General features: G+C 57.5%; 23 protein-coding genes. 12 read left to right on the forward strand and 11 right to left on the reverse strand.

The genetic code is table 11. From position 1 onward, the window contains the following. Positions 1-140: 140 nt before the first annotated feature. The 5 genes from IDH41_RS18220 (at position 141) to IDH41_RS18240 (ending at position 4,335) form a co-directional block, all read left to right on the forward strand. Positions 141-686: an SWIM zinc finger family protein gene (locus tag IDH41_RS18220; protein WP_190863525.1), complete on the forward strand. Its 546-nt coding sequence runs from the start codon at positions 141-143 to the stop codon at positions 684-686. Next, entirely contained in the window at positions 683-1,807 is a 1,125-nt protein-coding gene (locus tag IDH41_RS18225; protein WP_190863527.1) for a hypothetical protein, read from the forward strand. Before IDH41_RS18220 ends, IDH41_RS18225 begins: the two co-directional genes overlap by 4 nt. 147 nt (positions 1,808-1,954) lie before the next feature. Then, the gene (locus IDH41_RS18230) at positions 1,955-2,185 is read left to right on the forward strand and encodes a hypothetical protein (protein ID WP_190863529.1); all 231 of its coding nucleotides are present in this window, start codon (positions 1,955-1,957) and stop codon (positions 2,183-2,185) included. A gap of 383 nt (positions 2,186-2,568) precedes the next feature. After that, a complete protein-coding gene (locus IDH41_RS18235) occupies positions 2,569-3,324 on the forward strand; it encodes a YheC/YheD family protein (protein ID WP_190863531.1) in 756 nt (251 codons plus the stop codon). Between the two features lie 108 nt (positions 3,325-3,432). Beyond that, positions 3,433-4,335 carry a DMT family transporter gene (locus tag IDH41_RS18240; RefSeq protein WP_190863533.1) on the forward strand — a complete coding sequence of 301 codons (903 nt, stop codon included), beginning with the start codon at positions 3,433-3,435 and terminating at the stop codon, positions 4,333-4,335. Between the two features lie 60 nt (positions 4,336-4,395). Here IDH41_RS18240 and IDH41_RS18245 read toward each other — a convergent pair whose 3' ends face one another. After that, positions 4,396-5,133 carry an SDR family oxidoreductase gene (locus tag IDH41_RS18245; protein ID WP_190863534.1) on the reverse strand — a complete coding sequence of 246 codons (738 nt, stop codon included), beginning with the start codon at positions 5,131-5,133 and terminating at the stop codon, positions 4,396-4,398. Positions 5,134-5,278: 145 nt separating this feature from the next. Here IDH41_RS18245 and IDH41_RS18250 point away from each other — a divergent pair, with 145 nt between their 5' ends. After that, positions 5,279-6,133, forward strand: a complete 855-nt coding sequence (locus tag IDH41_RS18250; RefSeq protein ID WP_317890772.1) for a helix-turn-helix transcriptional regulator — start codon at positions 5,279-5,281, stop codon at positions 6,131-6,133. Between the two features lie 17 nt (positions 6,134-6,150). Here the strand turns inward: IDH41_RS18250 and IDH41_RS18255 are convergent, their stop codons facing one another. The 8 genes from IDH41_RS18255 to IDH41_RS18290 all read right to left on the reverse strand — a co-directional run bounded on the left by IDH41_RS18255 (position 6,151) and on the right by IDH41_RS18290 (position 13,965). Then, positions 6,151-7,356, reverse strand: a complete 1,206-nt coding sequence (locus tag IDH41_RS18255; protein WP_190863538.1) for an MFS transporter — start codon at positions 7,354-7,356, stop codon at positions 6,151-6,153. Between the two features lie 14 nt (positions 7,357-7,370). Next, on the reverse strand, positions 7,371-8,174 hold the full coding sequence (locus tag IDH41_RS18260; protein WP_190863540.1) for a Cof-type HAD-IIB family hydrolase: 804 nt from the start codon (positions 8,172-8,174) through the stop codon (positions 7,371-7,373). Beyond that, the gene (locus tag IDH41_RS18265) at positions 8,167-8,943 is read right to left on the reverse strand and encodes a DeoR/GlpR family DNA-binding transcription regulator (RefSeq protein WP_190863542.1); all 777 of its coding nucleotides are present in this window, start codon (positions 8,941-8,943) and stop codon (positions 8,167-8,169) included. Before IDH41_RS18265 ends, IDH41_RS18260 begins: the two co-directional genes overlap by 8 nt. Before the next feature lie 201 nt (positions 8,944-9,144). Then, positions 9,145-10,014, reverse strand: a complete 870-nt coding sequence (locus IDH41_RS18270; RefSeq protein WP_190863543.1) for a metallophosphoesterase family protein — start codon at positions 10,012-10,014, stop codon at positions 9,145-9,147. Continuing rightward, a complete protein-coding gene (locus tag IDH41_RS18275) occupies positions 10,011-10,817 on the reverse strand; it encodes an HAD family hydrolase (protein ID WP_190863545.1) in 807 nt (268 codons plus the stop codon). Before IDH41_RS18275 ends, IDH41_RS18270 begins: the two co-directional genes overlap by 4 nt. 17 nt (positions 10,818-10,834) lie before the next feature. Next, on the reverse strand, positions 10,835-12,190 hold the full coding sequence (locus tag IDH41_RS18280) for an ABC transporter substrate-binding protein (RefSeq protein WP_190863547.1): 1,356 nt from the start codon (positions 12,188-12,190) through the stop codon (positions 10,835-10,837). A 29-nt stretch (positions 12,191-12,219) separates the two neighbouring features. Then, positions 12,220-13,062, reverse strand: coding sequence for a carbohydrate ABC transporter permease (locus IDH41_RS18285; protein ID WP_190863548.1), 843 nt, complete (start codon positions 13,060-13,062; stop codon positions 12,220-12,222). 21 nt (positions 13,063-13,083) lie between these two features. Beyond that, complete coding sequence (locus IDH41_RS18290) at positions 13,084-13,965, reverse strand: carbohydrate ABC transporter permease (RefSeq protein ID WP_190863550.1); 882 nt, start codon at positions 13,963-13,965, stop codon at positions 13,084-13,086. Between the two features lie 206 nt (positions 13,966-14,171). On the opposite strand from IDH41_RS18290, the gene IDH41_RS18295 reads away from it, so the two are divergent. Beyond that, positions 14,172-14,750 carry a GbsR/MarR family transcriptional regulator gene (locus tag IDH41_RS18295; protein WP_190863572.1) on the forward strand — a complete coding sequence of 193 codons (579 nt, stop codon included), beginning with the start codon at positions 14,172-14,174 and terminating at the stop codon, positions 14,748-14,750. Continuing rightward, the gene (locus IDH41_RS18300) at positions 14,737-15,123 is read left to right on the forward strand and encodes a MerR family transcriptional regulator (RefSeq protein ID WP_190863551.1); all 387 of its coding nucleotides are present in this window, start codon (positions 14,737-14,739) and stop codon (positions 15,121-15,123) included. Before IDH41_RS18295 ends, IDH41_RS18300 begins: the two co-directional genes overlap by 14 nt. 59 nt (positions 15,124-15,182) lie before the next feature. On the opposite strand, the gene IDH41_RS18305 is transcribed toward IDH41_RS18300, so the two are convergent. After that, on the reverse strand, positions 15,183-16,052 hold the full coding sequence (locus IDH41_RS18305) for an NAD(P)-dependent oxidoreductase (protein WP_223829843.1): 870 nt from the start codon (positions 16,050-16,052) through the stop codon (positions 15,183-15,185). 270 nt (positions 16,053-16,322) lie between these two features. On the opposite strand from IDH41_RS18305, the gene IDH41_RS18310 reads away from it, so the two are divergent. Beyond that, positions 16,323-17,273, forward strand: a complete 951-nt coding sequence (locus tag IDH41_RS18310) for a DMT family transporter (RefSeq protein WP_190863555.1) — start codon at positions 16,323-16,325, stop codon at positions 17,271-17,273. Positions 17,274-18,366: 1,093 nt separating this feature from the next. Here IDH41_RS18310 and IDH41_RS18315 read toward each other — a convergent pair. Beyond that, complete coding sequence (locus IDH41_RS18315; RefSeq protein ID WP_190863557.1) at positions 18,367-19,254, reverse strand: pentapeptide repeat-containing protein; 888 nt, start codon at positions 19,252-19,254, stop codon at positions 18,367-18,369. A gap of 320 nt (positions 19,255-19,574) precedes the next feature. On the opposite strand from IDH41_RS18315, the gene IDH41_RS18320 reads away from it, so the two are divergent. From IDH41_RS18320 to IDH41_RS18330, 3 genes are all read left to right on the forward strand, one after another. After that, on the forward strand, positions 19,575-20,045 hold the full coding sequence (locus IDH41_RS18320) for a GNAT family N-acetyltransferase (protein WP_190863559.1): 471 nt from the start codon (positions 19,575-19,577) through the stop codon (positions 20,043-20,045). Between the two features lie 316 nt (positions 20,046-20,361). Beyond that, a complete protein-coding gene (locus IDH41_RS18325) occupies positions 20,362-22,149 on the forward strand; it encodes an IucA/IucC family protein (RefSeq protein WP_190863561.1) in 1,788 nt (595 codons plus the stop codon). Next, positions 22,146-23,975 carry an IucA/IucC family protein gene (locus IDH41_RS18330; RefSeq protein ID WP_190863562.1) on the forward strand — a complete coding sequence of 610 codons (1,830 nt, stop codon included), beginning with the start codon at positions 22,146-22,148 and terminating at the stop codon, positions 23,973-23,975. The genes IDH41_RS18325 and IDH41_RS18330 overlap by 4 nt, the downstream gene beginning before the upstream one ends.

Below are 23,975 nucleotides of genomic sequence, written 5' to 3' on the forward strand. Positions count from 1 at the left end.
CATTATAACGCCTCCTACAGGCAACAATTAGTTACCTCTAAGAGTTAGACAAATGTTTCCAAAATCCTTTAGTGCCGTCTATATAGCAATGTGTATTTTTCAATATATAATGAGTATTAAACCGGCAGGGAGGATAACCGATGAACATCTATCATTTCAAAGATCAGATTGATCGAACGATATTGGCCAGAGGATACGAGTACTATACGGATGGCTATGTAATAGAGGTCTCGGCTCATGGAGACAACTGCTATACGATTCTGGTTGAAGGCAGCGAGCTATACGAGGTTGAGGTAAGGCTGGACGGGAGCGGGCGGATTGTGCATTCCGAATGCGACTGCCCCTACGACTACGGCCCGGTGTGCAAGCATGAGGCCGCGGCTTATTACGAGCTGCTCGACATACTCGATAGTGACAGCGAGCTCGTACAAGGTAAAGCAGTCAAGCAACCGGATCTGAAAGAAGTATTGACCGCGCTGCCCAAAGAGCGGCTCATCGAAATTATCGCGGAGATCGCGCGGCAAAATACGGTTTTGCGGAATCAACTTCTTTTAACCTATTCCCAAGACGGCGATGACAGGGAGCTTGATAAATGCAAAAGACTGATCGCCTCCATCGTTAATAAATATACGGGCAGAGAAGGCTTATCGGCTACAGGGAAACGGGACGTTTTGCAAACGAGATGATGACTGTTCTGGAGCGGGCCGGGGAGAGGGAAAATAAGGTTTTGACGGTGGACATGGCGTGTCTTGTGCTGGAGGAGGCCGTTCAGGCCTTCCAATATGCGGATGACTCCGACGGCGACATCGGCATGCTGGCGGAAGAATCGGTTGAAGCGATTAGAGAGGCGATAGCGGAAGGGGCCGAACCGGGAGAAGAAATAAGAGAGACGCTCTTTCATCAACTGTTGAAGCTTAGCGGGAGCTCTATTTTTGAAGATTGGAACGATTACAGGATCGAGCTGCTCGAAATTTGCGCCGGTTTAGCGGATGTTGAACCGTTAAGAAATGCGTTGCGAGCGAAAATCGAAAGCATGATCCGCACAAACGTCGATATGAGCTATCAGCAGTATGCGAACGAAGCTTTGCTTCGGGTATTGTTCGATCTGATTCGGAAATCCGGCACTGAGGAAGAGACGGAACAATTTATCGTGGACAATCTGCGATACAGCTACTTTAGAGAAGCGTTAATTAACCGATACAGGCAAGAGAAGGATTATGATCAAGCCGTGAAGCTGGCTCTGGAAGGCGAAGAGCAGGACAAGGACTATGCGGGCCTGGCGCTTCGTTGGAAAGCAATGAGGCATGACGTTTACCGCGAGTCCGGGCGCAAGGAAGAACAGGCGAGCTTGGCCGAGGAGCTGCTGGTCACCGGCAACTTTGAATACTATAACGAGCTTAGGCAGCTGGCCGGGAAAAACCAGGAGGCTTTGTACGAGCGTTTGAAGACAAGGCTGAAGATGGAGGAAGGCTGGTCGGCGTCGAACGTCTATCTCCGTCTTATTACGGAGGCGAACGACCTGGATGAGATGATGGCGTACGTGCGGGAGAATCCGGGCGATATCGAACAATATGCCGGTAAATTGGCGAAGAAATTCGGAGAAGAGGTCCTCGCGATTTACAGCGAGCATATAAGGAATGCGGCTGGTTTTGCGGCGAATAGAAAAAAATATCAAGACGTGTGCGGCAAGCTGAAAAGCTACCGGAAGATAGCGGGAAGCGCGAATCTGAACAGCCTGATCAACGAGCTGCGGCATTCATATAGCCATAAACCGGCTTTCATAGACGAGCTCGATAAAGTCAATTGAGCCGTTGCTGCTTACACCAATTAGCGAAGCGAAAGCGGCAAACGAATCTTCCTTGATTTGCAAGAATGGTTTTAATGTTATAATAAAGCAAGTAAATGCAATCGGAAAAGAAAGTTGAATGAACGATGAAGGGCGGGAAATTAAGCAATGGCAAAAAAAATCGACAAGAGCACCACGGATGCGATTAGAAAGTTGCTTAGGCAATATGATGTTAAAGAAGAAGATCGTATCGTTATCGACTTGAAAAACAGTATAATTACTGAATACGATGGTGTAGCGGATAATATCTCTGATTTAATGGGAATTAGAGGTACGATATCAAATGAACGGGCACAAGAATGGCTTAAGGAAAATGAGGAAATGAGGAAAGAATGGTGAAGAAGGGAGTAATCCTGGATACCAACATTGCAATCAGTCTATTAAACGATAATCATTCAATCGTTTTATTGATGTAGACAATGATATTGCGACCATTGCAGGGAAAATCAGATTAGAGCAGAGAAAGAAGTAAATCGCAATGTGAAAGCACCGGACTCCCTTATCGTTGCTTCTGCCATACATAAAAAGTATGATCTTTTCACGCTTGATAAAGGGATGGGGTTTGCCGAGCAATATGGTATCAGAATGGCTAAAATGATTGATTAGCCGCAAATGAGTATTGTAAGATTTCCCTCTTTTACTCCGCACCTTCCCTAGACGCTAGCACGGACCGACTCTACCAATCTCTCATAGGATAGAAGAGAGAGGGGAGTTGGTCATTCATGAGTTATCAAAGTACTTCGATCGGCAGCAAGTGGATCAAGACGAAGTGGCTGCTCGGCAAAAAAAATACCCGCGCATACGTGCCGCAAACGATGCCGTTCACCCGCGGCAATCTTGGCGCCATGCTGGCACAATACGCAACCGTTTATTTTAAGCCGACCGGCGGCACGGGCGGATCCAATATTAATCGCATCCGGAAGCTGAAGGACGGTTATCAAGTTCAGTTAAATTCGAACAAGCAGCGGTACGCCACGCAGGATGAGCTCTACGAGGAGTTGAAGAGACGCGCCAAGGGGCGCTCGTACTTGCTGCAGAAGGGCATTCAGCTGGCCGAAGCAAACGGCCGGCCGTTCGACATCCGCGTCATGGTGCAGAAGTCGAACGAAGGTACCTGGAAGAGCACGGCGATTTTCACGAAAATCGGCAAGGCGGGCAAAGTGGCCACGAACTACCATCAAGGCGGCGAGCTGGGCTATTTCAAGCCGACGCTGGCGAAGGCCGGGTTCGGCAAGAGCGTCATCGCCCGGAAGGAAGAAGAGCTGAAGCAGCTCGGGCAGAAGGTCGGGAGGGCATTCGACCGGCATATGAAGGGATTCCGGGAGCTGGGGCTCGACGTCGCCTTGGACGGCGAAGGCAACGCCTGGATTCTCGAGGTGAATACGAGACCCCAGTTCTACCCGCTGAAGCAAATGGGCGACAAAAGCATGTACCGCAGCATTATGTCTTATGCGAAGCAATATGGCAGGAAGGGATAGGAGAGGCTGACTGAACCTATCTCTAGTTGCTAACTTAAATAAAGAGGAGTAAGATGGACTCTAGCATAATCCATGTCTAGCAATCCAGTCAGCAAGGAGTCCTTCCTCATGGTCAAATTATCGAAGTCGCATACGTTTCTGCTTATTTCGTTTCTCGTCATCGTCTGGGGCGTTAATTGGCCCTTATCCAAGTTCGCGCTAACCTATATGCCGCCGGTCTTATTCTCGGGGACGAGAACATTGCTGGGCGGCTTTCTTTTGCTGGCGATCGCCATTCCGAGATACCGGAAGCTTCGGCTCGGCCAAACCTGGCCGATCTACCTGATCTCCGCGCTCGTCAACGTCATCCTCTATTACGGCTTGCAGACGATCGGCCTGAACTTCCTGCCGTCGGGGCTGTTCTCTGCGATCGTCTTTCTGCAGCCGGTGCTGGTCGGCATCTTCTCATGGCTTTGGCTCGGGGAATCGATGAATGGACTCAAAATCGCCGGGCTGCTGCTCGGCTTCGCCGGCGTCGGCGTCATCAGCAGCGGGGCAGGGGGGCTGTCGGGCCATATCTCCGTCGAAGGCGTGCTGCTCGCGCTCAGCTCCGCGCTCAGCTGGGCGCTCGGCACCGTCTATGTGAAGCGGAAGAGCGCCGTCGTCGATCCGATCTGGCTTGTGACGCTGCAGCTGATCGCCGGCGGACTGCTGATGACGATCGCGGGCAGCGGCGTGGAGAGCTGGGCCGACGTCGAGTGGAACGCCGCGTTTGTCGCGAGCCTGCTGTTCATTTCGGTGTTCGTCATCGCGATCGGCTGGCTTGTGTTCTACAAGCTGATGGATTCCGGCGAAGCGGGCCGGATGGCCTCCTACACGTTCCTTATCCCGCTCGTCGCCATACTGACGGGCACCGTGTTTCTGCACGAGCCGTTTACGGCGACGCTGTTCATCGGCCTGGCGTGCATCGTGGTCAGTATTTATTTTGTGAACCGCAGGGGCAAGGAGAAGCCCGCATCGCTAGCTGGTTAACGAACCGTACGGCGGCGCATGCAAAAAAACAGCCGCGGCTCACGGCCGCGGCTGTTCGTCTTACCTTGATGCGTTCAACTGCTTGAAGAGCTCGTCGCGCTCCGCTCTCGAAGCTTGCGAGGTAAGTCGGGACCAGCCGTAGCTGACTTCCCGTTCCCCTTGCGTCAAGCTCCTCATCGCCTCGTCGGCGAATTCGTCAAGCGGCACGCCATCCGTATTGCCGCCCGGAATGCCGAGATCGGTATTCGTATGCGGCGGGCAGATTTCGAGCACTTCGATTTTATGCTCTTCAAGCTGCTTGCGCAGCGATAGCGTGAAGGCATGAAGAGCCGCTTTCGTGGCACTATATACAGGAGCCGCAGACAAGGGCACATGGGCAAGACCCGATGTTACGTTCAGGATCGCGGCATGCTCCTTGCCCTTGAAATGCTGCGTGAACAGCATCGCCAAATGGATCGGCGCATCCAGATTCGTGGCGATTTCGGACTCTGTCTCCTTCCAAGGGTTCTCCGCGTCCAGCTGCACGAAACGCATCACGCCCGCATTATTAAGCAGCACGTTTACGTCAGGATGCTCCCGCGTTACCCGCTCGTACAGCGCGATGCGCTCTTCTTCCTTGGATACGTCGAACCGGTACGTATGCAGCGACGGATAAGCCGCTTGGGCTTCCGCCAGCTTGTCCTCTCTTCTTCCGCAAATCAACACTTTATTGCCCGCTTTTATAAAACGTTCGGCCAGCGCCAGGCCAATGCCCGTAGCGCCTCCCGTAATCAGAATCGTACCCGCTTCCATCTTCATCGTTAACCATGCCCCTTCTCGTAAAATTGATTTGTGCCCGGCCTTCACATAAGCTATTGTATAGCGGTACGAATGCGGCAAGAAGGTGTCTGGTTATCCTGGTATTGCGGGTCCCACCTTGCTTGCGCGCGAGAAGAGGAGGACGGTGCGATTGGCCAAAACCGAACGGGAGCGTAATCGCGAATTAGCCCATTTCCTTCGCAATCGGCGGGAGCGCATGACGCCTTCGCAGGTTGGGCTCCCGGAAGCCGGGCGAAGAAGAACGCCGGGGCTGCGGCGCGGAGAGGTCGCGATGCTTGCCGGCGTAAGCCTGGAGTGGTACACCTATTTGGAGCAGGGACGGCCGATTCACGCGTCGGCCGAAGTGCTCGAAAGCTTGGCGGCCGCGCTGCGGATGGATGCGGCGGAGCGGAGGCATATGTTCCTGCTCGCCCATCGGCAGCCGCCTCCGGAGAAGCCGGCTCCGCAAAGCGAAGTGAGCCCGGCGCTGCAGCGGCTGCTGGACGAGCTGGGGACGAGCCCGGCCTGCGTCATGGACGCGCGGATGAATATCGTTGCGTGGAACGCGGCCATGTACGTGCTGCAGGGCGATTTGAAGGGCATGCAAGAGCGCGACCGCAATTTATTGTGGGGGACGTTCATGTCCGCGGATTTCCGCAAGAGAAAAGGCGACGAATGGGAGGAGCACGCGCGGCGGACGGTCGCGCAGTTCCGAGCCGAATACGCCCGCCATGTCGACGACCCGTGGTGGAGCGATCATGTGCAAGCTTTATCCGAAGCAAGCGGGGAATTCCGGTCCTATTGGGAGCGTCACGACGTGCTGGAATACTCGAACGCCCGCAAAATCTTCCGTCATCCGCTCGTCGGCGACCTGACGTTCGAATACCTTTCTTTCCGGCCGCTTGATCGGACCGACCTGCGGCTATCCGTTCACGTTCCGCTGGATGACGAGACGAAGGCGAAGATTTTGAAGGTGCTGGACGGGTTGAACGAAAGCTGATTTTGGAAGAGTCTCCGTCAGCTTAGCGTGAGGCGCTCTTGCCGCGACGCGGCGCGCGCTCTTTCGACGACGCGAATTCGGATTAAGCAGGCTAAGAGCAGCAGCGCGCTGCCTGCGAGGATCCAAAGGGTGCCGGTCCCTTGGCGCTGCTCCAAGCTCCACCCGATCAGCAAGGGGAGCAAGGCTCCGCCAATCCCGCCGGATGCGATAAGCAGACTTGTCGTTTGTTTCGCGTAGCCCGGGAATACGCGGTTCGCATACACGAGGATCATCGCGAAGATGCCCGATAAGAACAGGCCGATCAGGAAGACGAGCGCATAAGCGGCAATTGCGTCTTTGGTTACCGCAACCCACGCGAGGGAGAGAGCCGCGCCAGCCGCGCTGCAGAACAGAAAGCTGAAGTAGTTGATCCTTTCGGCCATATAGCCCGAGAATAATCGGCCAATGACCATGGCGACCCAGAACAGCGTTACCGAAAGCGTCGCCCTTGACGAGCTTAATTGGAATCGCTCCGCAAAAATCGACGGCAGGAAGTTCGCAAAGCTGATTTCAAGCCCTACATAGAGAAATACGAACGCGATAAAGAAGGCGAGCTTGGAGAAACGAGGCCGACGATTTTCGGATATGGCGGAGCTTTCCTCTTGCATAACCGTATCGTTAAGCGATGCCTCTGCCGCCTGGCGGCGAGGGGCGACGAAAGGGCTGCTCCATAGCAGCAGGTTAATGACCGCGAAGAGAGCAACGACGGCAAAAGCCGAGGCAAAGGGGTACCTTGCGATCAAGTAGCCGGAAGCAAGCGGCATGAACAACGCGCCGAGTCCGAAGGCAACCTCCAGCCGGCTCATCGTTACGGCGGGGCGTTCGGTCGATTCCAGCAACAAGGTTCCGATCGCGGTTTGCGTCATGCCGAAGCCGAGCCCGTTCACGGCGGCGAGCCCCAAGACGAAGAACCAGTGCTGCTGAAGGGGCAGAACGCCATGAACGAGGACCAAGGCAAGCATCCCCAGCCATATCGTCCTCCGGTACCCGAGCCGGACGGACCACCCCGGCGCCAGAAGAACTCCGCATAAAAACCCGGCAAATTGCGCGAAAACGAGCCGTCCGCCGTCGGCGTAATTTTTGCCGTAGCTATGCAATAGCTCCGGCAACAACGCGCCGAACGCGACCGTCGCCAGACCGACCATGAAGTACGCCAAACAACCTAACCCGATCATCCGTTTCATTCGTCCGTCCCCCTCTAACTCGCCTTAAACGCGCGGTTATGCGCGATAATCTGTTCGATCGCATCCGCAACGGAAGGGATGATATGATTAGCGCGGCTCCTTATTTCATCGCGGCTATCGCGCATGGCGTAGCTATGCTCCGTTAAGGCGAACATGGGCAAATCGTTGAACGAATCCCCGATGCACGCCACTTCGTCCCGCCGAAAGCCCAGCTCCCGGATCAAACGGGACAAGCCGGCCCCTTTCGAGACGCTTCGCGGCATGACATCGAGACAATCCTTGTCGGAAATGAACGTTTCGATTCGTCCTTCGAACCGGCTGTTCAATTCGGCCGCCAGCGCGTTCAGCCGCGCAAGCTCCCCGAAAAAGGAGATTTTGCAGCATCGCAATTCATCGCCGGCCAAAACCGCTTCCAAATCGCGCCGTTCCGTACATGCCGATAAAATCCGCGACTCATACGATAGAGAAGCGCTGCTCCGCTCCGTTACATAGAGGGAGTCGTCCGCGCACTGAATAAAACGGACGATGCCGCGGGTTGCCTGCAGCAGCCGGGAGGACAACGCGGGTTCGAAGTCGGAGGAGGCCAGCAGCCTTAAATCCTTATGGTAAACCGTCGCGCCGTTCTGGCCTACCGCATGATAGCGCCCCTTAAACGGCCGCATGAAGGCATTGATTTCGGCATACATCCTGCCGGAAGCGATGCACAGCTCCAAGCCTTCGCCGATTGCCCTTGCGACGGCGGCGCGGTCTCTATCGTTAATTTGTTTGGAGGCGTCCAGCAAAGTGCCGTCCAAATCGCTTGCGATCAGCTTAATCATCGCCATCCTCCTCCGATGCGACAAGCAGCTCGACGCGATGTTCCGCCAGTTTCTCCATGATCGCGCTCTCCGGCTTCCGATCGGTAACGAGCAGGTCGATGGATTCCAGTCCGGCGATGTTGTAGAACATTTGGTCGCCGAACTTCGTATGGTCCGCGAGCACGATGACCTGGTTTGCCCGTTTAATCATTTCCCGCTTCACGGCGCCGTCCTCCACGTCGGGATAAGACAAGCCGTTCGCCGTTATGCCGCATGCGCCGAGAAATAATTTCTCCACTTGGTAATCCGCCAGCATATCGGTCGTGGACGGCCCGAACAGAAAGCGGTGCTGCACGTTCAATTCGCCGCCGAGCAGGTACGTTCTTACCGATTTCTTCTTGGACAGCGCATCCGCGATATCGATCGAGTTGGTTACGGCGACGACGTTCTCCGCAGTCAAATATTCGGCCGCGAATTGCACGGTAGTGGACGCGTCCATCATAATAAAGTCGCCGTTCTTGACGAGCGACGCGGCGAATTGCCCGATCTCGCGCTTCACGCCCGACTCCCTGACCAGGCGTTCCTTGTACTCGTAAACTTCTTTCGTTTTTTTCGGAAGTACCGCTCCCCCGTGCGTCCGGATAATCAGGCCAAGCTCTTCCATCTTCAGCAGATCCCGGCGGGCCGTGTCCCTGGACACTTCGAACCGTTGGCAAATATCCTTGATGTCGATTCGTTGATTGCGGTTCAAATGCTCCATAATCGCGTTGATCCGCTCTTCTTGAAACATGGGCTGATTCCTCCCTTTCTGAAAAATAAGCATAAATACGCATGATGCCTTAAGTCATTATACAAAATTATATGCGCATTTGGAAGTGAATATCGTCATTTACGCAACATCAACAACAAATTACCGCTTAGGAAAGCGCATGTTTGCCGCATAAAAAAAACCGCCAGGCGTGCTGGGCGCCAAGGCGGTGTTTGTTTTCTTTTATCCGAGTACCGGAAAATTCACTTGAAACTGCGCTCCTTCCACCCACGACCCTGTCGTAAAATCCCTGCCTCTGACGAGCACGCGGTCCTCGTAAACCTCGACGCAGTAGCCCTGGCTGCCGTCCTTGCGCTCATCCTCGTCCGTCCATAGATAGGCGACCGACGACGCATTGAACATGGCGGGCAACCGGCCGGCGCCGTCGTGGAAATTATGAGGCGCGTCAAGCTCCCAGTGCGTATGGCCCGTGAACAGAATCGCGTGGCGATGCTTCGCGAGCACCGCTTTGAGCTCCGCGTCCTGCGTCACGCCGAACCAATTTTGCGCTTCGGAGGAGCCGGCCACCGTGTCCTTGAGCGGCTGGTGCAGGAAGACGAACGCCGGGCGGTCCGGCGACGCTTCCTCGCCAAGCTTCGCGTCCAGCCACGCCAGCTGCTCTTCCGACAAGTCGCAGAACAAATCGAGCCCTTGCTCGGTTCCGAGGAAGATGAAGTGGAAGCCGCGGATCCAGTGATCATGGTAAGGACCGGTCATGTCCGTTGCCGTCAAGAAGCGGGCGAGGCGGTCCGGCCACACGCCCTGGGCGACGTCGTGATTGCCCATCGTGAACAGCAGCTCCGGCAGCCGGTCCTTATGCTTGTCCCAAATCCGGCGAAGCTCCGCGTATTCTTCGGGGAAGCCGCGGTCCGTCACATCCCCGACATGCATGATGCCGCAGGAGTCCGTCCGGTTGGCGGCGATATCCCGGAGCGCGCGGTCGAAATTGCGGTTATGCTCATGTTCCGGATCGTCGGTGACATGCGTATCCGTAATGACATGAAAGGCGAGAAGAGGGGATTCGGTTTGCTTTATTCGGCGATCGTCCTTCATTTTCGCATAGATACCTCCCGGTTCTCGAATCGATCTTGAAAGCCAAGCTCCCGATAGGAGGAGACGACCGCGTCGGCGGCCGGCAAATGATCCGCTCCGGCGTCTTGCGGCCCGGTTATGCCGATTGCCGCCGCCGCGTCCGCCGATTTGGCCATGAGCATGTCGCCGTTGGAATCTCCGATAACCGCAGCCTGCGCGGCGGGGACGGACAGCTTGCGGCAGGCGAGCTCGACCATATCGGGGTACGGCTTGCCCCTTTCCACTTGGTCGTTGCCGATAACGGCGGAGAAATAGCGCCGCAGGCCAAGCCACTGCAGATGCTTCTCGGCCGCGGCCGTTTCATCGGCCGTAACGACGGCGAGCGGGAGGCCGATTGTGCGGCATTGCTCCAGGAACGGCACAAGATCGGGCACGGCCCGGGCCGCCCGGGACTGCTCCAGCTGCTCGTTGGCGGCTTGGCTGCATTGCCGGGCCAGTACGGCCGCTTCCGCCCAGGACAGCCCCGACCGGTAGCCCTGCCACGCCAATAGCGTCAAAATATCGCCTACGGTCCCCATCGAGAAGGGGCCGTTGCGGTCGTAATCGGCGATCGCTCCGTCCGGCGCGCGGTACAATCCCCATAGCGCCGTTACGTCCATAAGCCGCGGCGATCGCTCCGTTGCTTCAAGCTCCCGGGAATAGAGGGAGAGCAAGAGGTCGGCCCAGTACCCCCAAGTGTACATAAAATCCATTAACGTCCCGTCTTTGTCGAACAAGATGGCTTGCACGTTGAAACGGGCGTCCTTTGCGAACAATTGCGGCATGCAGCATGAGCCTCCAGTTATTTGTTAAGCTTGTCCAGCTCGCGCTGGGCGGTTTCTTTCGCTTCCTTCAGCGCTTCTTCGACGGATTCGTTGCCGATCTGCACTTTGTCCGCCGCGATGGCGAGCGCGTCGTTGATTTTGCCGCCGGTCGGGTCGAGGAAAGGCGCCGACGCGTGGGCGGCCTGCTTCAGCGGGATCGTGCTTTGCGGATTGGACTCGCTGAACGCGACGAACTCGGGATTGTCGAGCGCGGATTCGCGCACGGCGATGTAGCCGGTGTTCATCGACCAGAAGGCCGTGTTCTCCGCGTTCATGAAGAAGCTGAACCATTTGAAGGCGGCTTGCTGCTGCTCGGGGCTCGCTTTGGCCGGAATGCCCGCCATGATCGCCGAAGCGACGGGCTTGCCTTCGCCGCCGCCTTCCCAGCCCGGCTGCTCCATGGCGCCCAGCTGCGCGAAGTCCAGATCGCCTTGGTCGCCGCTGGAGCCGGTATAGCCGGCGGCCTGGCCCTTCATGACGTCGTCGATCGTTTTGTACCAATATTCCCAGCCTTGGCCGCCGGAGTGAATGCGCATGATCTGATCGTCATGAATCCATTTGCGGAACAGCTCCCAAGTCGAGACCCATTCCGGCGAATCGACCAACACGGTTTTGCCGTCGTCGCTCAGGATTTTGCCGCCTTTGCTCATCACGGCGTCGATCATATTGTCCTTGCCCCACATCGGCTCCCAGCCGTAGAAGGTCGTCTTGCCGTTCGCCTTCTCGGTCATCTTGGCCGCAGCCTCCGCCAGCGCCTCCCACGTGGTCAGCTCCTCGGGCTTGATGCCGTTCTTCTCGAGCGCGTCTTTGCGGTAGTACATCACCTGGGTCGTTCCGTACATCGGCAGGAAGTACTGCTTGCCGTCCACCTTGCCCTGCTCCAGAAACGTCCGGATAACATCTTCTTGATGGAAGCCGGCTTCTCCTGCGATCAAATCGTCGAGCGGCGCATAATAGCCTTTGCGCGCCCAATCGACGTTGGAGGACAAGACGGCGGCGGGCACGTCTCCCGATACGATCGCGGCTTGAAGCTTCTGCTCGGTCTCGGCGTAATCCGCCTGAACGACGGGCTTTACGATCACTTCCTGCTGCGAAGCGTTGAACTTATCGATCAGCAGCTGCATGTTCTCGCCGAGCTTGCCGCCGAGGCCGTACCAGAATTCGATCGCGACCGGCTCCGCGGCGGACGGGCTCTCGGACGGGCTCGTCGCTCCCGCATTTGCCGCGGGGGAATTGGCCGGATTGCCGGCATTGCCGGCATTCGTGCCGCAAGCCGTCGTCAATAGAATGGAAGTCAGCGCGATTCCGGAAATCATTTTTTTAACCTTCGTCATGTTTGATTCACTCCGTTTTAGTTTTTTTCTTACCCTTTGCTTGCGCCTGCGGACAGGTTGACGCTGCGGATGATCGTTTTCTGCGTGAATACGAACAGGATGATCAACGGGGCGATCGTCATGGCGCTGGCGGCCATAATGAGCGGCCACTTGAGCCCGTATGCGCCTCCTTCGACGAAAAAGCCGCGAAGACCGGCCGATACCAATTGCAGATTCGGATCCTTGGTGATGAGCATCGGCCAGAAATAATTGTTGTACTGCTCGATAAACGTAATGAGCGCGAGCACGGCGAAGGAAGAGCGCGTCAGCGGAAGCAGAATCGTCCACAATACGCGAAAATGCGACGCGCCGTCGATTTTGCCGGCTTCGACCAGCTCGTGGGAAACTTGAAGAAAGGCTTGCCTGATCAGAAAAATCGAGAATACGCTGACGCAGTTCGATAAAATAAGGCCGCCGTACGAATTCAGCAATTGCAGCTTGCCGAGCACGACGTAGCTTGGCAAGTACGTAGCCGTGGCGGGCACCATGTAGCCGACCAGAATGGCGGAGGTGAAGAGGCCCTTCAAGCGGAACTTCATATGGGTCAAGGCGTAAGCCATCATCCCGGAATTGACGATTTGAAGGACGCCGATGGCTCCGGCGACGAACACGCTGTTCAGCAAATAACGGGTGAACGGCGCCGCCGCCCAAGCTTCCGCAAAATTGCTCCACAACGCCGTCTGCGGCCAGAGCGTCGGCGGAAATTGCCAAATCTCGTCGTTCGTCTTCAAGGCGCTGCTCGCCATCCAATAGAACGGGAAAGCCATAAGGATCGCCGCCGCGGCGAGCGTGGCATGACGGGCGAGAACGCCGAGGCGTCTTAAGTGGTGCATAGCGATGCTCCTTCCTGCGGATTAGGTATAATGGACGGTGCGCCGGCCCATGAAGAAGGAGAGCAGAGACAGCGCGACGCAGCCCAGAATTAACGTAATGGCGATCGAGGACGCTTCGCCGATCTCGAAGGACGTAAACGCGGATTGATAGTAAAGATAGAGCAGCGTACGGGTCGATCCGGCCGGCCCGCCTTGCGTCAGCACGTTGATCTGATCGTACGCCTGCAGCGCTTGAATGGTCTGGACGATCACAAGGAAGAACGTCGTCGGCGAGATGAGCGGCAGCGTGACGTTCAACAATTTGCGCCACGGGCTCGCGCCGTCCAGCTCCGCCGCTTCGAGCAGATCGGAGGGTACGTTGTTGATGGCGACCAGGTAGAAGATCATGCTCCAGCCGGCGGATTTCCAGACGGTGACGAGCAGGACGCCGACGAGCGCCCAATTCGGATCCTCCAGCCAGCGGATGCCTTCGATGCCGACGGCTTGAAGCGCGTTGTTGGCCAGTCCGACGTCGGGCTCGTAGATCCATGACCATACGATGGACACGGCGACCGTGGGCGTCACCCAAGGCGAGAACATGAGCGTCCGATAGACGGCGCCGCCCCCGAGCTTCCGGTTCAGAAGCAAGGCAAGCAGCAGGCCGGCGACGATAATGGGTACGACGCTGCCGAGACAGAACAGGACGGTGACGCGAAGCGAGTCGTAAAAGTTCGGATTCGCGAGAAGATTCCGGTAGTTATCGAATCCGACGAACACCTTCTCCGGGCTCATGAAATCCCATTCCATGAAGCTTAGGCAGATCACGTATCCGAGCGGGAAGAACCAGAACAGGACGAGCGGGACCAGGGCCGGCAGCGTGAACAGCAGGGCTTGGAGATCACCGTACAATCGGGCTAGCTTCATTTTTCCTCCTTCTTTACCGTACGAATATTATTGAATCTTTGGTATAATACAGGATGTTGTTGCAAGTTTTCGGCAATCGTTCAAAAATTATTGTACGATCAATCGACCTTTTTTTGGTCAATATACTGTTAAATCGACATGAATATTATGTAAATCAGACATCTGAGGAGGAAGGCGAACCGGTGAAAACGAAGACGATCGGCAAAATGCAGGAGCCTTCGTCGCCTCGCGAGGAGCTTAGGGCCAAGGTGATCGACGCAATCGCGCAGACGATGGATCTTTACGGCGTTAATTATTCGTTCGGGCAGCTGTACGGCATTATGTTTTTTGAGGATAAGCCGCTGACGCTGGAGGAAATGAAGACGAGCATGTGCATGAGCAAGAGCAATATGAGCTATGCGGTCCGTTCGCTCGTCGAATCCAAAATGGTCACGAAGCTGAACGAGAAGGAGGAGCGCAAAGACCTGTACGTAGCGGAGACGGACTTCTTCAAGGCGTTCCAGTCCTTCTTCACGACGAAGCTGCAGCGGGAGATCGACGTCATGCGCGAGGCGATCGACGCGGTCATCCCGGAGCTGTCGGAAACGATCCTGAAGCTGGATACGCCCGAGGAGGAGCGAAGGCTGTGCCTGGAGGATCTTCATAAGCTGAAGCACGCGGTCGGCTACTATGAATGGCTGCAGCAATTCGTTCTGGATTTGCAAAGCGGCAAGTACTTCAAGGCGGAGCGGGATGCGGTGGAGGAGATACGCTTGAAAGGAGGCCATTCCGTTGAAAATAAGTGATTTGTCCCGGTTAACCGGCGCAAGCACGCGGTCCATCAGGCACTACGAGAAGAAAAAGCTGATTCAAGCCGTTCGTCTCGATAATAACTACAGGGAGTTTGACGAGACGGCCGTCGAACGCATTCGAATCATTCAGCTCTATCTGGGCCTCGGGCTGACGGCCGAGCAGATCGAGAATATATTGGGCTGCGAGGTCGCGGTTCCCGATCAATATGAATATTGCGAAGAAATGGTCGGCATCTATCGGGAGAAATCGGAATCGATCGATAAACAAATCCAGGCGTTGACGGTCGTTAAGGAACAGCTGGACCAACAAATCGACACGATGATCGCCAAGCGGGAGTCTAAAGCGGCGAAGCCTCTGCTCGCCTGAACGGGAAGAAAGCCCCCGGATTCAATAATCCTCCGGGGGCTTCTCGGGCTTTAGCGGATTTAAGCGCCAGACCTTCTGGACAGCAGCTCGGCCAGCCGCCCGAAGCCGTCCTCGCCTAGGCCCTCGTCGATGGCCCGCCGGGCAAGCGCTCTGGCCGCGCTTAGGACGCTTGCGTCAATGCCGTGATGCTCGGCGGCATGAATAATGTGCGCCATGCCCGCCTCGGCCGACACGAGATTGGATGCATCGCCCGGATAGCGGCCTTCGTCCGCTTCGTCCGCTATCCCGGTTATAATGTCGGGCAAGATGGCCGCGATACCTCGCGCGTGAACCGCAAAATCTTTTGCGGAAATATGCTCGGAGGCGGCCAAGGCGAGGGCATGGACATAACCGCTCATGGACGTCCAGAAGAGGTCCAATAGAGCCACGTCGTGCGCGGCAGCGCGCCCGGGATCGGAGCCGAGATAGGAAGCGGTGCCGCCCAGGCTAGACAGGGCCGATTGAACGTTTCGATAGACAGACTCCGGCCCGCTGTACAAGATCGATGCCGCGGGAGTTCCGATGGACGGGGTCGGGGTCATGATCGCCCCGTCGAGGTAATCGATGCCGTGCCCGGCAGCCCATGCGGCCATCTCGCGGGCCCGCGCCGGCGTGTCGGCGGTGAGGTTGACGAGCGTCCGGCCTTGGAGCTCGCTTCCTACGGGCGCGAGTATGGATTGTACGGCGTCGTAGTCCAGCACGCAAACGATGACGAGCGGACTCGCAGCGACCGCGCCGCCGATCGTATCCGCGAGAACCGCGCCTTCCTTAACGAGCGCATCCGTCTTGCCGGCGGACCGGTTCCACACGGTGGCGAGGTGACCGTTCTTTACAAACGCGCCGGCGAGCGCCCGCTCCATCGGCCCCATCCCGATTATCGTCACCGGCATGCGCGAATCTTGTTTCGCGACCGTCTCCTCCCCGATCGGTCTGCTATTGCCATTTTGCTCATTTCCGCTGCGGTTATTGTTCTCCACAGGAAATGCCTCCCTTCATTTAGGTTCAAGCTTATACTAAAGGTTGACACTAGTGTGAAAGTCAAGCGTTCGGCGGCTGCAGCGTATAAACGCGCTTTTTTGGGGGATGACTTGCGGAAGCGTTGGAAGTACAATAGGAAGCGGCATCAAACTCGGCAAGGCAAGGAAAGGCGGACTCCCGGCATGAGCAACAACAAGCACCTGCTTCCTCATTTAGGCTTTCTGGCGGTTTATCTGCTATGGGGCATTAATATCAGCTCGATGAAAATCGGCGGCCAGGAATGGGATCCCGTCATGTTCAACGGGCTTCGTTACGCATGCATCGTCCCGATGCTCTGGCTTATGGCTTACATGTACAGCCGCCGTTCGGGAATAAGCCTTCGGATGGAAAAAAAAGATTTGGGCCTTATTCTGTTCCTCGGCGTGCTCTCCGCGGTCGGCATGGAGGTTATGCTGTCTTACGCGCTGCAGTTCTCAAACGCGGCGAACGGCTCCGTACTCGGCCGGGGCTTCATGCCCGTGCTTACCGTCATCATCGCGCTGGCGCTCAGGGAAATCCGGGTGACCCCGCGGATTCTCATCGGATTGCCGCTTGCGTTCGCGAGCGTGATCGTCATCGTGGCCGGCGGGGGCGGGGGGCTGCATTTTGGCGGGGATACGCTGCGGGGCGATCTGCTGCTTCTCCTGCGCAGCCTCTTCGGAGCGATCTATTTGATCCTTATGAGCAGGCTGACGTCACGTTACCCGCTCATGCTGCTGATCGCGTGGGAGATGAGCGCCGGCGCTGCCGTCCTGCTGCCTTACGTGCTCTGGAAGGGAGATGCGGCCTTCTATGCCGACATCTCGGCGACGGGCTGGACGAGCCTGGCGTATACGGCCCTGCTCGCGACCGTGGTCGGCTTCACGCTGCATAACTGGAGCCTCGCCCGCCTCGGACCGTTCAAAGCTTCCTTCTACGGCTACATCCTTCCGATAACGGCCGCGGTTTCCGGCTATTATTTGTTGAAGGAATCGATCACGGTCTATCAAGTGCTCGGCGGGATCGGCGTGCTGGCCGCCATGTACCTCGTGCAGCGGGACAGGCAGCAGAAGAGCGTGCAGACGGCGAGCAGAGAGGCGGGCAGGGAGGCTTGAGGGCCATTTCATCGGCAAAAAGGGGTCGTCCCCAAAAAGCGGTTCGAACTGCTTTCGGGGACGACCCTATTTGGTTGGCGCAAGCAGTTGCCGGGCGGTCCCTGCTATGAGGATGAATAATCGTGGGAAGGGTTAGCGAGAGACATCGCTAATTAGTGAGGCATTCTTTCGTCCGGATGAAGGAGTGAGGCAAATTCACTAAATAGTGAGGCGTTCCTCACTTTTTTCGTTGTCGGCGCAGGGCTCGGAACAAACAATGAGGCAAACCTCACTCCCCGTGAAGCTACCTTCACGGATAATGAGGTTAGCTTCATTAAATCGCCAATGTTACTCAAATTCCTCGAGAATAGTGAGGCTAAGCTCATAAATTAGTGAGGTTGTCTCATTAATGCTCCAAGGTGCCTCACAAAGGCTCCCATATCCTGAAATTTCAGCGTCCTCAATTCGCAATCTGCGTAGCGTCCGGATGAAGGAGTGAGGCAAATTCACTAAATAGTGAGGCGTTCCTCACTTTTTTCGTTGTTCGCGCAGGGCTCGGAACAAACAATGAGGCAAACCTCACTCCCCGTGAAGCTACCTTCACGGATAATGAGGTTAGCCTCATTAAATCGCCAATGTTACTCAAATTCCTCGAGAATAGTGAGGCTAAGCTCATAAATTAGTGAGGTTGTCTCATTAATGCTCCAAGGTGCTTCACTAAGGCTCCAGTATCCTGAAATTTCAGCGTCCTCAACTCGCAATCTGCGTAGCGTCCGGATGAAGGAGTGAGGCAAATTCACTAAATAGTGAGGCGTTCCTCACTTTTTTCGTTGTTCGCGCAGGGCTCGGAACAAACAATGAGGCAAACCTCACTCCCCGTGAAGCTACCTTCACGGATAATGAGGTTAGCCTCATTAAATCGCCAATGTTACTCGAATTCCTCGAGAATAGTGAGCTTAAGCTCATAAATTAGTGAGGTTGCCTCATTAAATGTTCCAAGGTGCCTCACTAAGGCTCCAGTATCCTAACATTTCAGCGCCCTCAAAGCTCCGTGCCTCCGACAATATAGCGCTTCCCCTCGCAATCAGGAGGCTCCGCAGCGCGGAGACGAGGCTCAACGCCGCTTGCCGGAAGCGGTCCAGTGCGCCGGGCGGGCGAACGACGGCGGCAGCTTCGTATCCGCGTCGCCTTTGGCCGCGTTCAGCTGGGCTTGGGTCAGGAACAGGCAATCGGCGAGGTTCGCGCCCCGAATGTCCGCATCCCGGAAATCGGCCCCGATAAGGTCGGCGAACCGAAGGTCGGCGCCCCTCAGGTCGGCGGCGATAAGGTAAGCGCCCCGCAGGTTGGCATACCTGAAGTCGGCGCCTTCGAGCTTGGCGCCGATAAGGTCGGCTCCGCGGCCGGCTTTTTTGTGGCGGACCGGCTGCCCTGCATGCTTGCGGCGCGCGTCCTCCCGCACGAGCTCGCTCGTCTGCAGGAGCAGGACGTTGACCTCCGCGCGGTGCGCCGCCACGTCCAGCCCGAGGAGCTCTTCGGCGTTTAGGCGGGTGAGACGGACGATCTGCTCGAGCTTCTCGCGCAGCTCGCCGTGAATCGAACGGGCCGGCTGCCGCGACAGCGCCTCGGTCAAGTACCAGAGCAGCTCGTGCAGCTGCCACATGACGGGGAATACCTCGAACATTTGCTTCGCGGTGCCCGGCGTCTGCCGCCAGTCCCGTCCGGCGTAAGTAACCTGCGACACGGCCTGCCCCGCGCCGAAGCAGTCGTAGACGGTGCAGCCGCGGAAGCCCAGCTGCCGCAGACTGCCGTGAACGCCACAGCGGAAATCCTCCCGGAGATTGCCGCACGGCTGTCCGGCCGCTTTGTCGGCGGCGAAGTCGGCCGAAGCCGCGAACGGCAGCGCGACGCAGCACAGACCGAAGCAGCTCTCGCAATCGGCCTGCAGACTGCCGCGGTTCAAAGGGATCGATTCGTTGTGATGATAGTCGCGATTCTCGGACACGTCTTCATAAACTCCTTCTGCTCGGTGCGAATGTACGCTAACCGCGTTTCATTTCCGTGCATTGTAATCCCTTTATGGTAATACGCCGCCACGGCCGCTGGCAAGCATCGAAGTACGGCCCGTCGGACGCAAGCGATAGCTCCGCGAAGCCTGTCCTCCAAGCGTTAACGAAAAGACTGGATTTTTTGAAGACGTAATCGCCTCCGGATCTTCTTCTCGTAAATAGACGGCTGCGGCGCCGAAAAGTTACCGCTGGCGTTGACTTCCAATTAGTAGATTTGTAGACTGACGTTAAAAGATGGACAGGGAGGGGACGAAGCATGCGCATCCGACATGCGGCAAGCGGCGATTATTACGAGATTTCCCCGCTATTGGACCGGTGGTGGGGCGGACGGCCCATCTCGGGGCTGCTGCCGAAACTGTTTTTTGACCATTTCAACGACACGAGCTTCGTGGCGGAGGAGGACGGCGTAACGGTTGGCTTCTTGATCGGGTTTTTGTCGCAAAGCAGCCGGGACGAGGCGTACATTCATTTCGTGGGGGTCCATCCCGATTACCGGAAGCGCCGGATCGGCAGAACGCTGTATGAACGATTTTTTGACGAGATGAAGCGGCATGGCCGTACGATCGTCCGCTGTATCACATCGCCCGTTAACCGAACGTCGATTGCCTACCATACCGCGATGGGCTTTCAAATCGTGCGGGGGGACGGGATCGCGGACGGCGTCTCCGTGCATTCGAATTATGACGGCCCCGGACAAGACCGGGTATTGTTTGCCAAAAGGATATGATCATGCGCATAAGCTGTCTCGTCAGGGAGGAATTCCGGATTTCCCTCAGGCGAGGCCGTTTTTTTGCGTTCGGCGATCGTTACAGCCTCGCATTGCTCGCTGAATCGGGCAGGAGCGCGGACGTTGCGTGGAACCCGGGAGCTAATCCGGGCAGGAGCAGGAGGGTCGCGGAAAGCGGGGGCTTATCTTTTATGGCGCAAATCGTTGATGCCGCGAAATAAAACGGGACAAAAAGCTACATGGACGGAACGGGAATCGGCTTTTAATATTGATAATGAAAATCATTATTAATAAATTCGAGGTGATCGAATAACAGATGAGCGCCATTCACTTAACGTCCGTGGAGGATATGATCCACTCTCATACGTATGCGAAGGCGAGACGGCGCGTACTCGTTCAACTGATCGAAGCGCTGCTGTACGAGCGGCTGGCGGCGTTTACGATGAACGAGGCGGCCGAGCGGGAAGGAGAGGAAATCAGAATCGAGGGACGCGATGCCGGAGGCGCTCCGGTCTTCTACGTCTGCGAAGGAAGGCGGACCGCGAGCTTCGGGAGAATCCGGCTCTCCGGCGGGCCTATTATGCGGGTGCATGAAGGCGAGGTCGAAGAAGCGAAGGATCCGGCTCTCCTGCTCGTCGAGATCGCGCGCGTGCGGGAGGCTCCGTCCGGCCCGCTTGCCGTATTCGCCCGGGAAATCGAGCAGACGCTGCTGAAGGAAGCCGCCGCGCTCCATTGGCGAGGCAGGCAAGGGGAGGCGCGGAGAGGGGAGCGCGGCCACGACGATCTGGAAGGTGACGTCATCGAGGCGCATCCGTATCATCCGTGCTTCAAATCCCGAATCGGGTTTACGCTGGCGGATAACGAGGCGTACGGCCCGGAATTCCATCCCCGGATCAAGCTGCTCTGGTTGGCCGTCCGGAAGGAGGATATGGAGGTTGCCGCTTCCGGGGACGCCGATTGGGAGCGCATCATCCGGGAAGACGTAGGGGAGGCGGCGTACGCGCTCTTCGAAGAACGGTTGGCCGCGCGGAGCCTCGACCCTTCCGGCTTTGCTTTCGTTCCGGTTCATCCATGGCAGTGGCGCGAGCAGGTCGCGTCTGTCTTTTACCGGGAGCTGGCGGCGGGCCGCATCGTGGAATTAGGCGAAGGCGAAGCGCTCTATTCGCCCCAGCAATCGATCCGTTCGCTCGCGAACCGGTCCGATCCGGCCAAGCTGACGGTGAAGCTGTCGCTCGGCATCCGGAACACCTCTTCGCTGCGCACGATAAGCCCGAGGCATGCCAGGAACGGTCCGGCCACGAGCGATCGGCTGTCCGCCATCGTGCGGGGCGACGAGTATTTGCGGGATAAGCTCGGCCTCGTTCTGCTTAAGGAAAGGCTGGGCATGTCCTACCGCTACGAGCTGCTGCCGGAGCCGGTTCGGGCAGCAGCGACCGGCTCGCTCGGCGCGATCTGGCGCGACAGCATCCACCGCTGCCTGGCGGTAGGCGAGGAAGCCGTACCGTTCACCGCCCTATGCCATGTCGGGGAGAACGGGCGACCCTACATCGACCGCTGGTTGAAGTCGGCCGGCCTCGCCGAATGGCTGAAGCGGCTGCTCGACGTTACGCTTCGGCCGGTGCTTCACCTGCTGTTCGCGCACGGCGTCGCGCTGGAGTCGCACGCGCAGAACTTGACGCTCATACACCGGAACGGCGCGCCCGTCCGGCTGGCGGCGAAGGATTTCTCGGGCGGCGTGCTGTTCTATAACGGAGAGGCCGCGGATCCGGCTCTGCCGGAAACGGATCAAAAAGGCGAGGTGCGCGACGTGGTCCATAACGCGCTCTTCTTCATGAACCTGGCGGAGCTCGCCCGTCTGCTCGACAAGCACTACGGGTGGCCCGAGGAGCGCTTCTGGCAGGCGACGGCCGAAGCCGTTCGGCGGTACGAGCGGGATTTTCCCGAGCTGCGGCAGGAATTCGCCGCGTACGATCTGTTCGGGGAGAAGGTGTTCGTCGGCCTGCTGGCGGCGCGGCGAATGCGCGGCGAGAGCGGCCCGCGCGATCACTGGGTAAGCAATGCGCTTTACGATTACAGGCATCGCCGAGAGGGGGAGCCGTCATGACGGCAACGGAAATCGAAAACGCGCCGCCCGGGTTAGCGGCCATTATGGGCTCGCCGGCCTACGCGGCGGCGAGACGGCGCGTGTTCAAGCAATTGACGGAGGCGCTGCTGTACGAGGACATGGTCGCCTGCCGGAGACGCCCGGTTGACGGAGGCGCGGAGGAAATTACGATTACGGGCGCCGACCGGGCGGGCGATCCCGTCCGGTACGTATGCGAAGGGAGGCTTAAGCTGAGCTTCGGGAAGTTCAAGCTGACGCCGCGTCCGGTTAGAAGGGTGAGCGGCGGCGAGGAAAGCGAGGCGGAGGACGTCGCGCTTTTCCTGCAGGAAATTTGGGGAGCGATGGTCGAGGAGCCGCGGCATATCGCCGCGTTCGTCCGCGAGCTGGAACAGACGCTGCTCAAGGACGCGGCGGCCCGTTACGATCGTCTCGTCCGTCCCGTCGGCAAGAGACGGAAGCTGGAGGAGCTCGAGGGCGACGTGCTCGAGGCTCATCCTTATCATCCCTGCTTCAAATCGCGCATCGGCTTCAACCTGGCCGACAACGAGCGGTACGGCCCCGAGTTCCATCCGCAGTTCAAGCTGCTGTGGCTGGCCGTCCGCCGGGAGGACGCCGTGTTCGCGCTGTCGGCGCATACGTCCTGGGAGGAGCACATGACGCGGGAGCTCGGCGAAGCCGTCTTCGCGCGGTTCCGGGAGAAGCTGGCCCTGCTGGGCCGCGAGCCGGACGCCTTCGTCTTCGTGCCCGTGCATCCGTGGCAATGGGAGCATAAGGTCGCTTCCCTGTTCTACCGGTTTATCGCGGACGGCCGGATGGTCGTCTTGGGCGAAGGGGAAGACGAGTATTCGCCCCAGCAATCGATCCGGACGCTGTCGAACCGCACGAGTCCGTTGAAGGATAACGTCAAAACCGCGATCAGCATCGTTAACACGTCCGCGGTCCGGATTCTCGGCACCCATCACGTGACGAACGGGCCGATTCTGTCCGACTGGCTGGAGGCAATCGTGGAAGGCGACCGCTACTTTCGGGAGCGGGCGAGGCTGATTCTGCTGAAGGAGCATGCCGGCGTTTCGTTCCGGTACGAATTGCTGCCGGAGCCGGTCAGGGAAGACGGGTACGGGACGCTCGGCGCGATCTGGCGGGAAAGCGTCCACCGGCATTTGGAGGAGGGCGAGGAGGCGGTTCCCTTCACGGTGCTGTGCCATATCGGCGCGGACGGCCGTCCTTTTATCCATAACTGGGTCAAGAAGGAAGGGCTGGAGAAGTGGCTGAACCGCCTTCTGGCCGTCAGCATCCATCCGCTCGTCCACCTGCTGCTCGCGCACGGGGTCGCGATGGAGTCGCACGGGCAAAATTTGGTGCTGATCGCAAGGAACGGACGGCCGGAGCGAATCGCGGTCCGGGATCTTCCCGGCGGCGTCCGGTTCTATACGAGAAGCGAGGGAGAGCGTGCTCGCCTCGCGGGCCTGCGCGACTCCGATCCGCTTCATCCGAACAGCTACAGCACGTCGCCGATGGAGACGGACAACGTGAACAAAATTCGCAATTTTCTGATGGATTCCTTTTTTCAAATTATGCTAGCTGAATTATGTCTCGTGCTGGAGGAGTACTACGGGCTTAAGGAGAGCGCCTTCTGGCGGGCGGCGGCCGAGCAGATTCATAGCTATTTGCGTCAATTCGGCCAGGGCGAACCGCCGCCGTACGACTTGTTCGCGGAGACGATCGACGTCGGCCAGCTGACGAGGCGCCGGTTGTTCGGCGAGCACGTTATCCGCAATCACGCGGTGGCCAATCCATTATTCCATTTGAGAGAAACGGGAGTGTGA

Origin of the sequence: Paenibacillus arenilitoris, assembly GCF_014705655.1 — a bacterium.
In the GTDB taxonomy this organism is placed as follows: domain Bacteria; phylum Bacillota; class Bacilli; order Paenibacillales; family Paenibacillaceae; genus Pristimantibacillus; species Pristimantibacillus arenilitoris.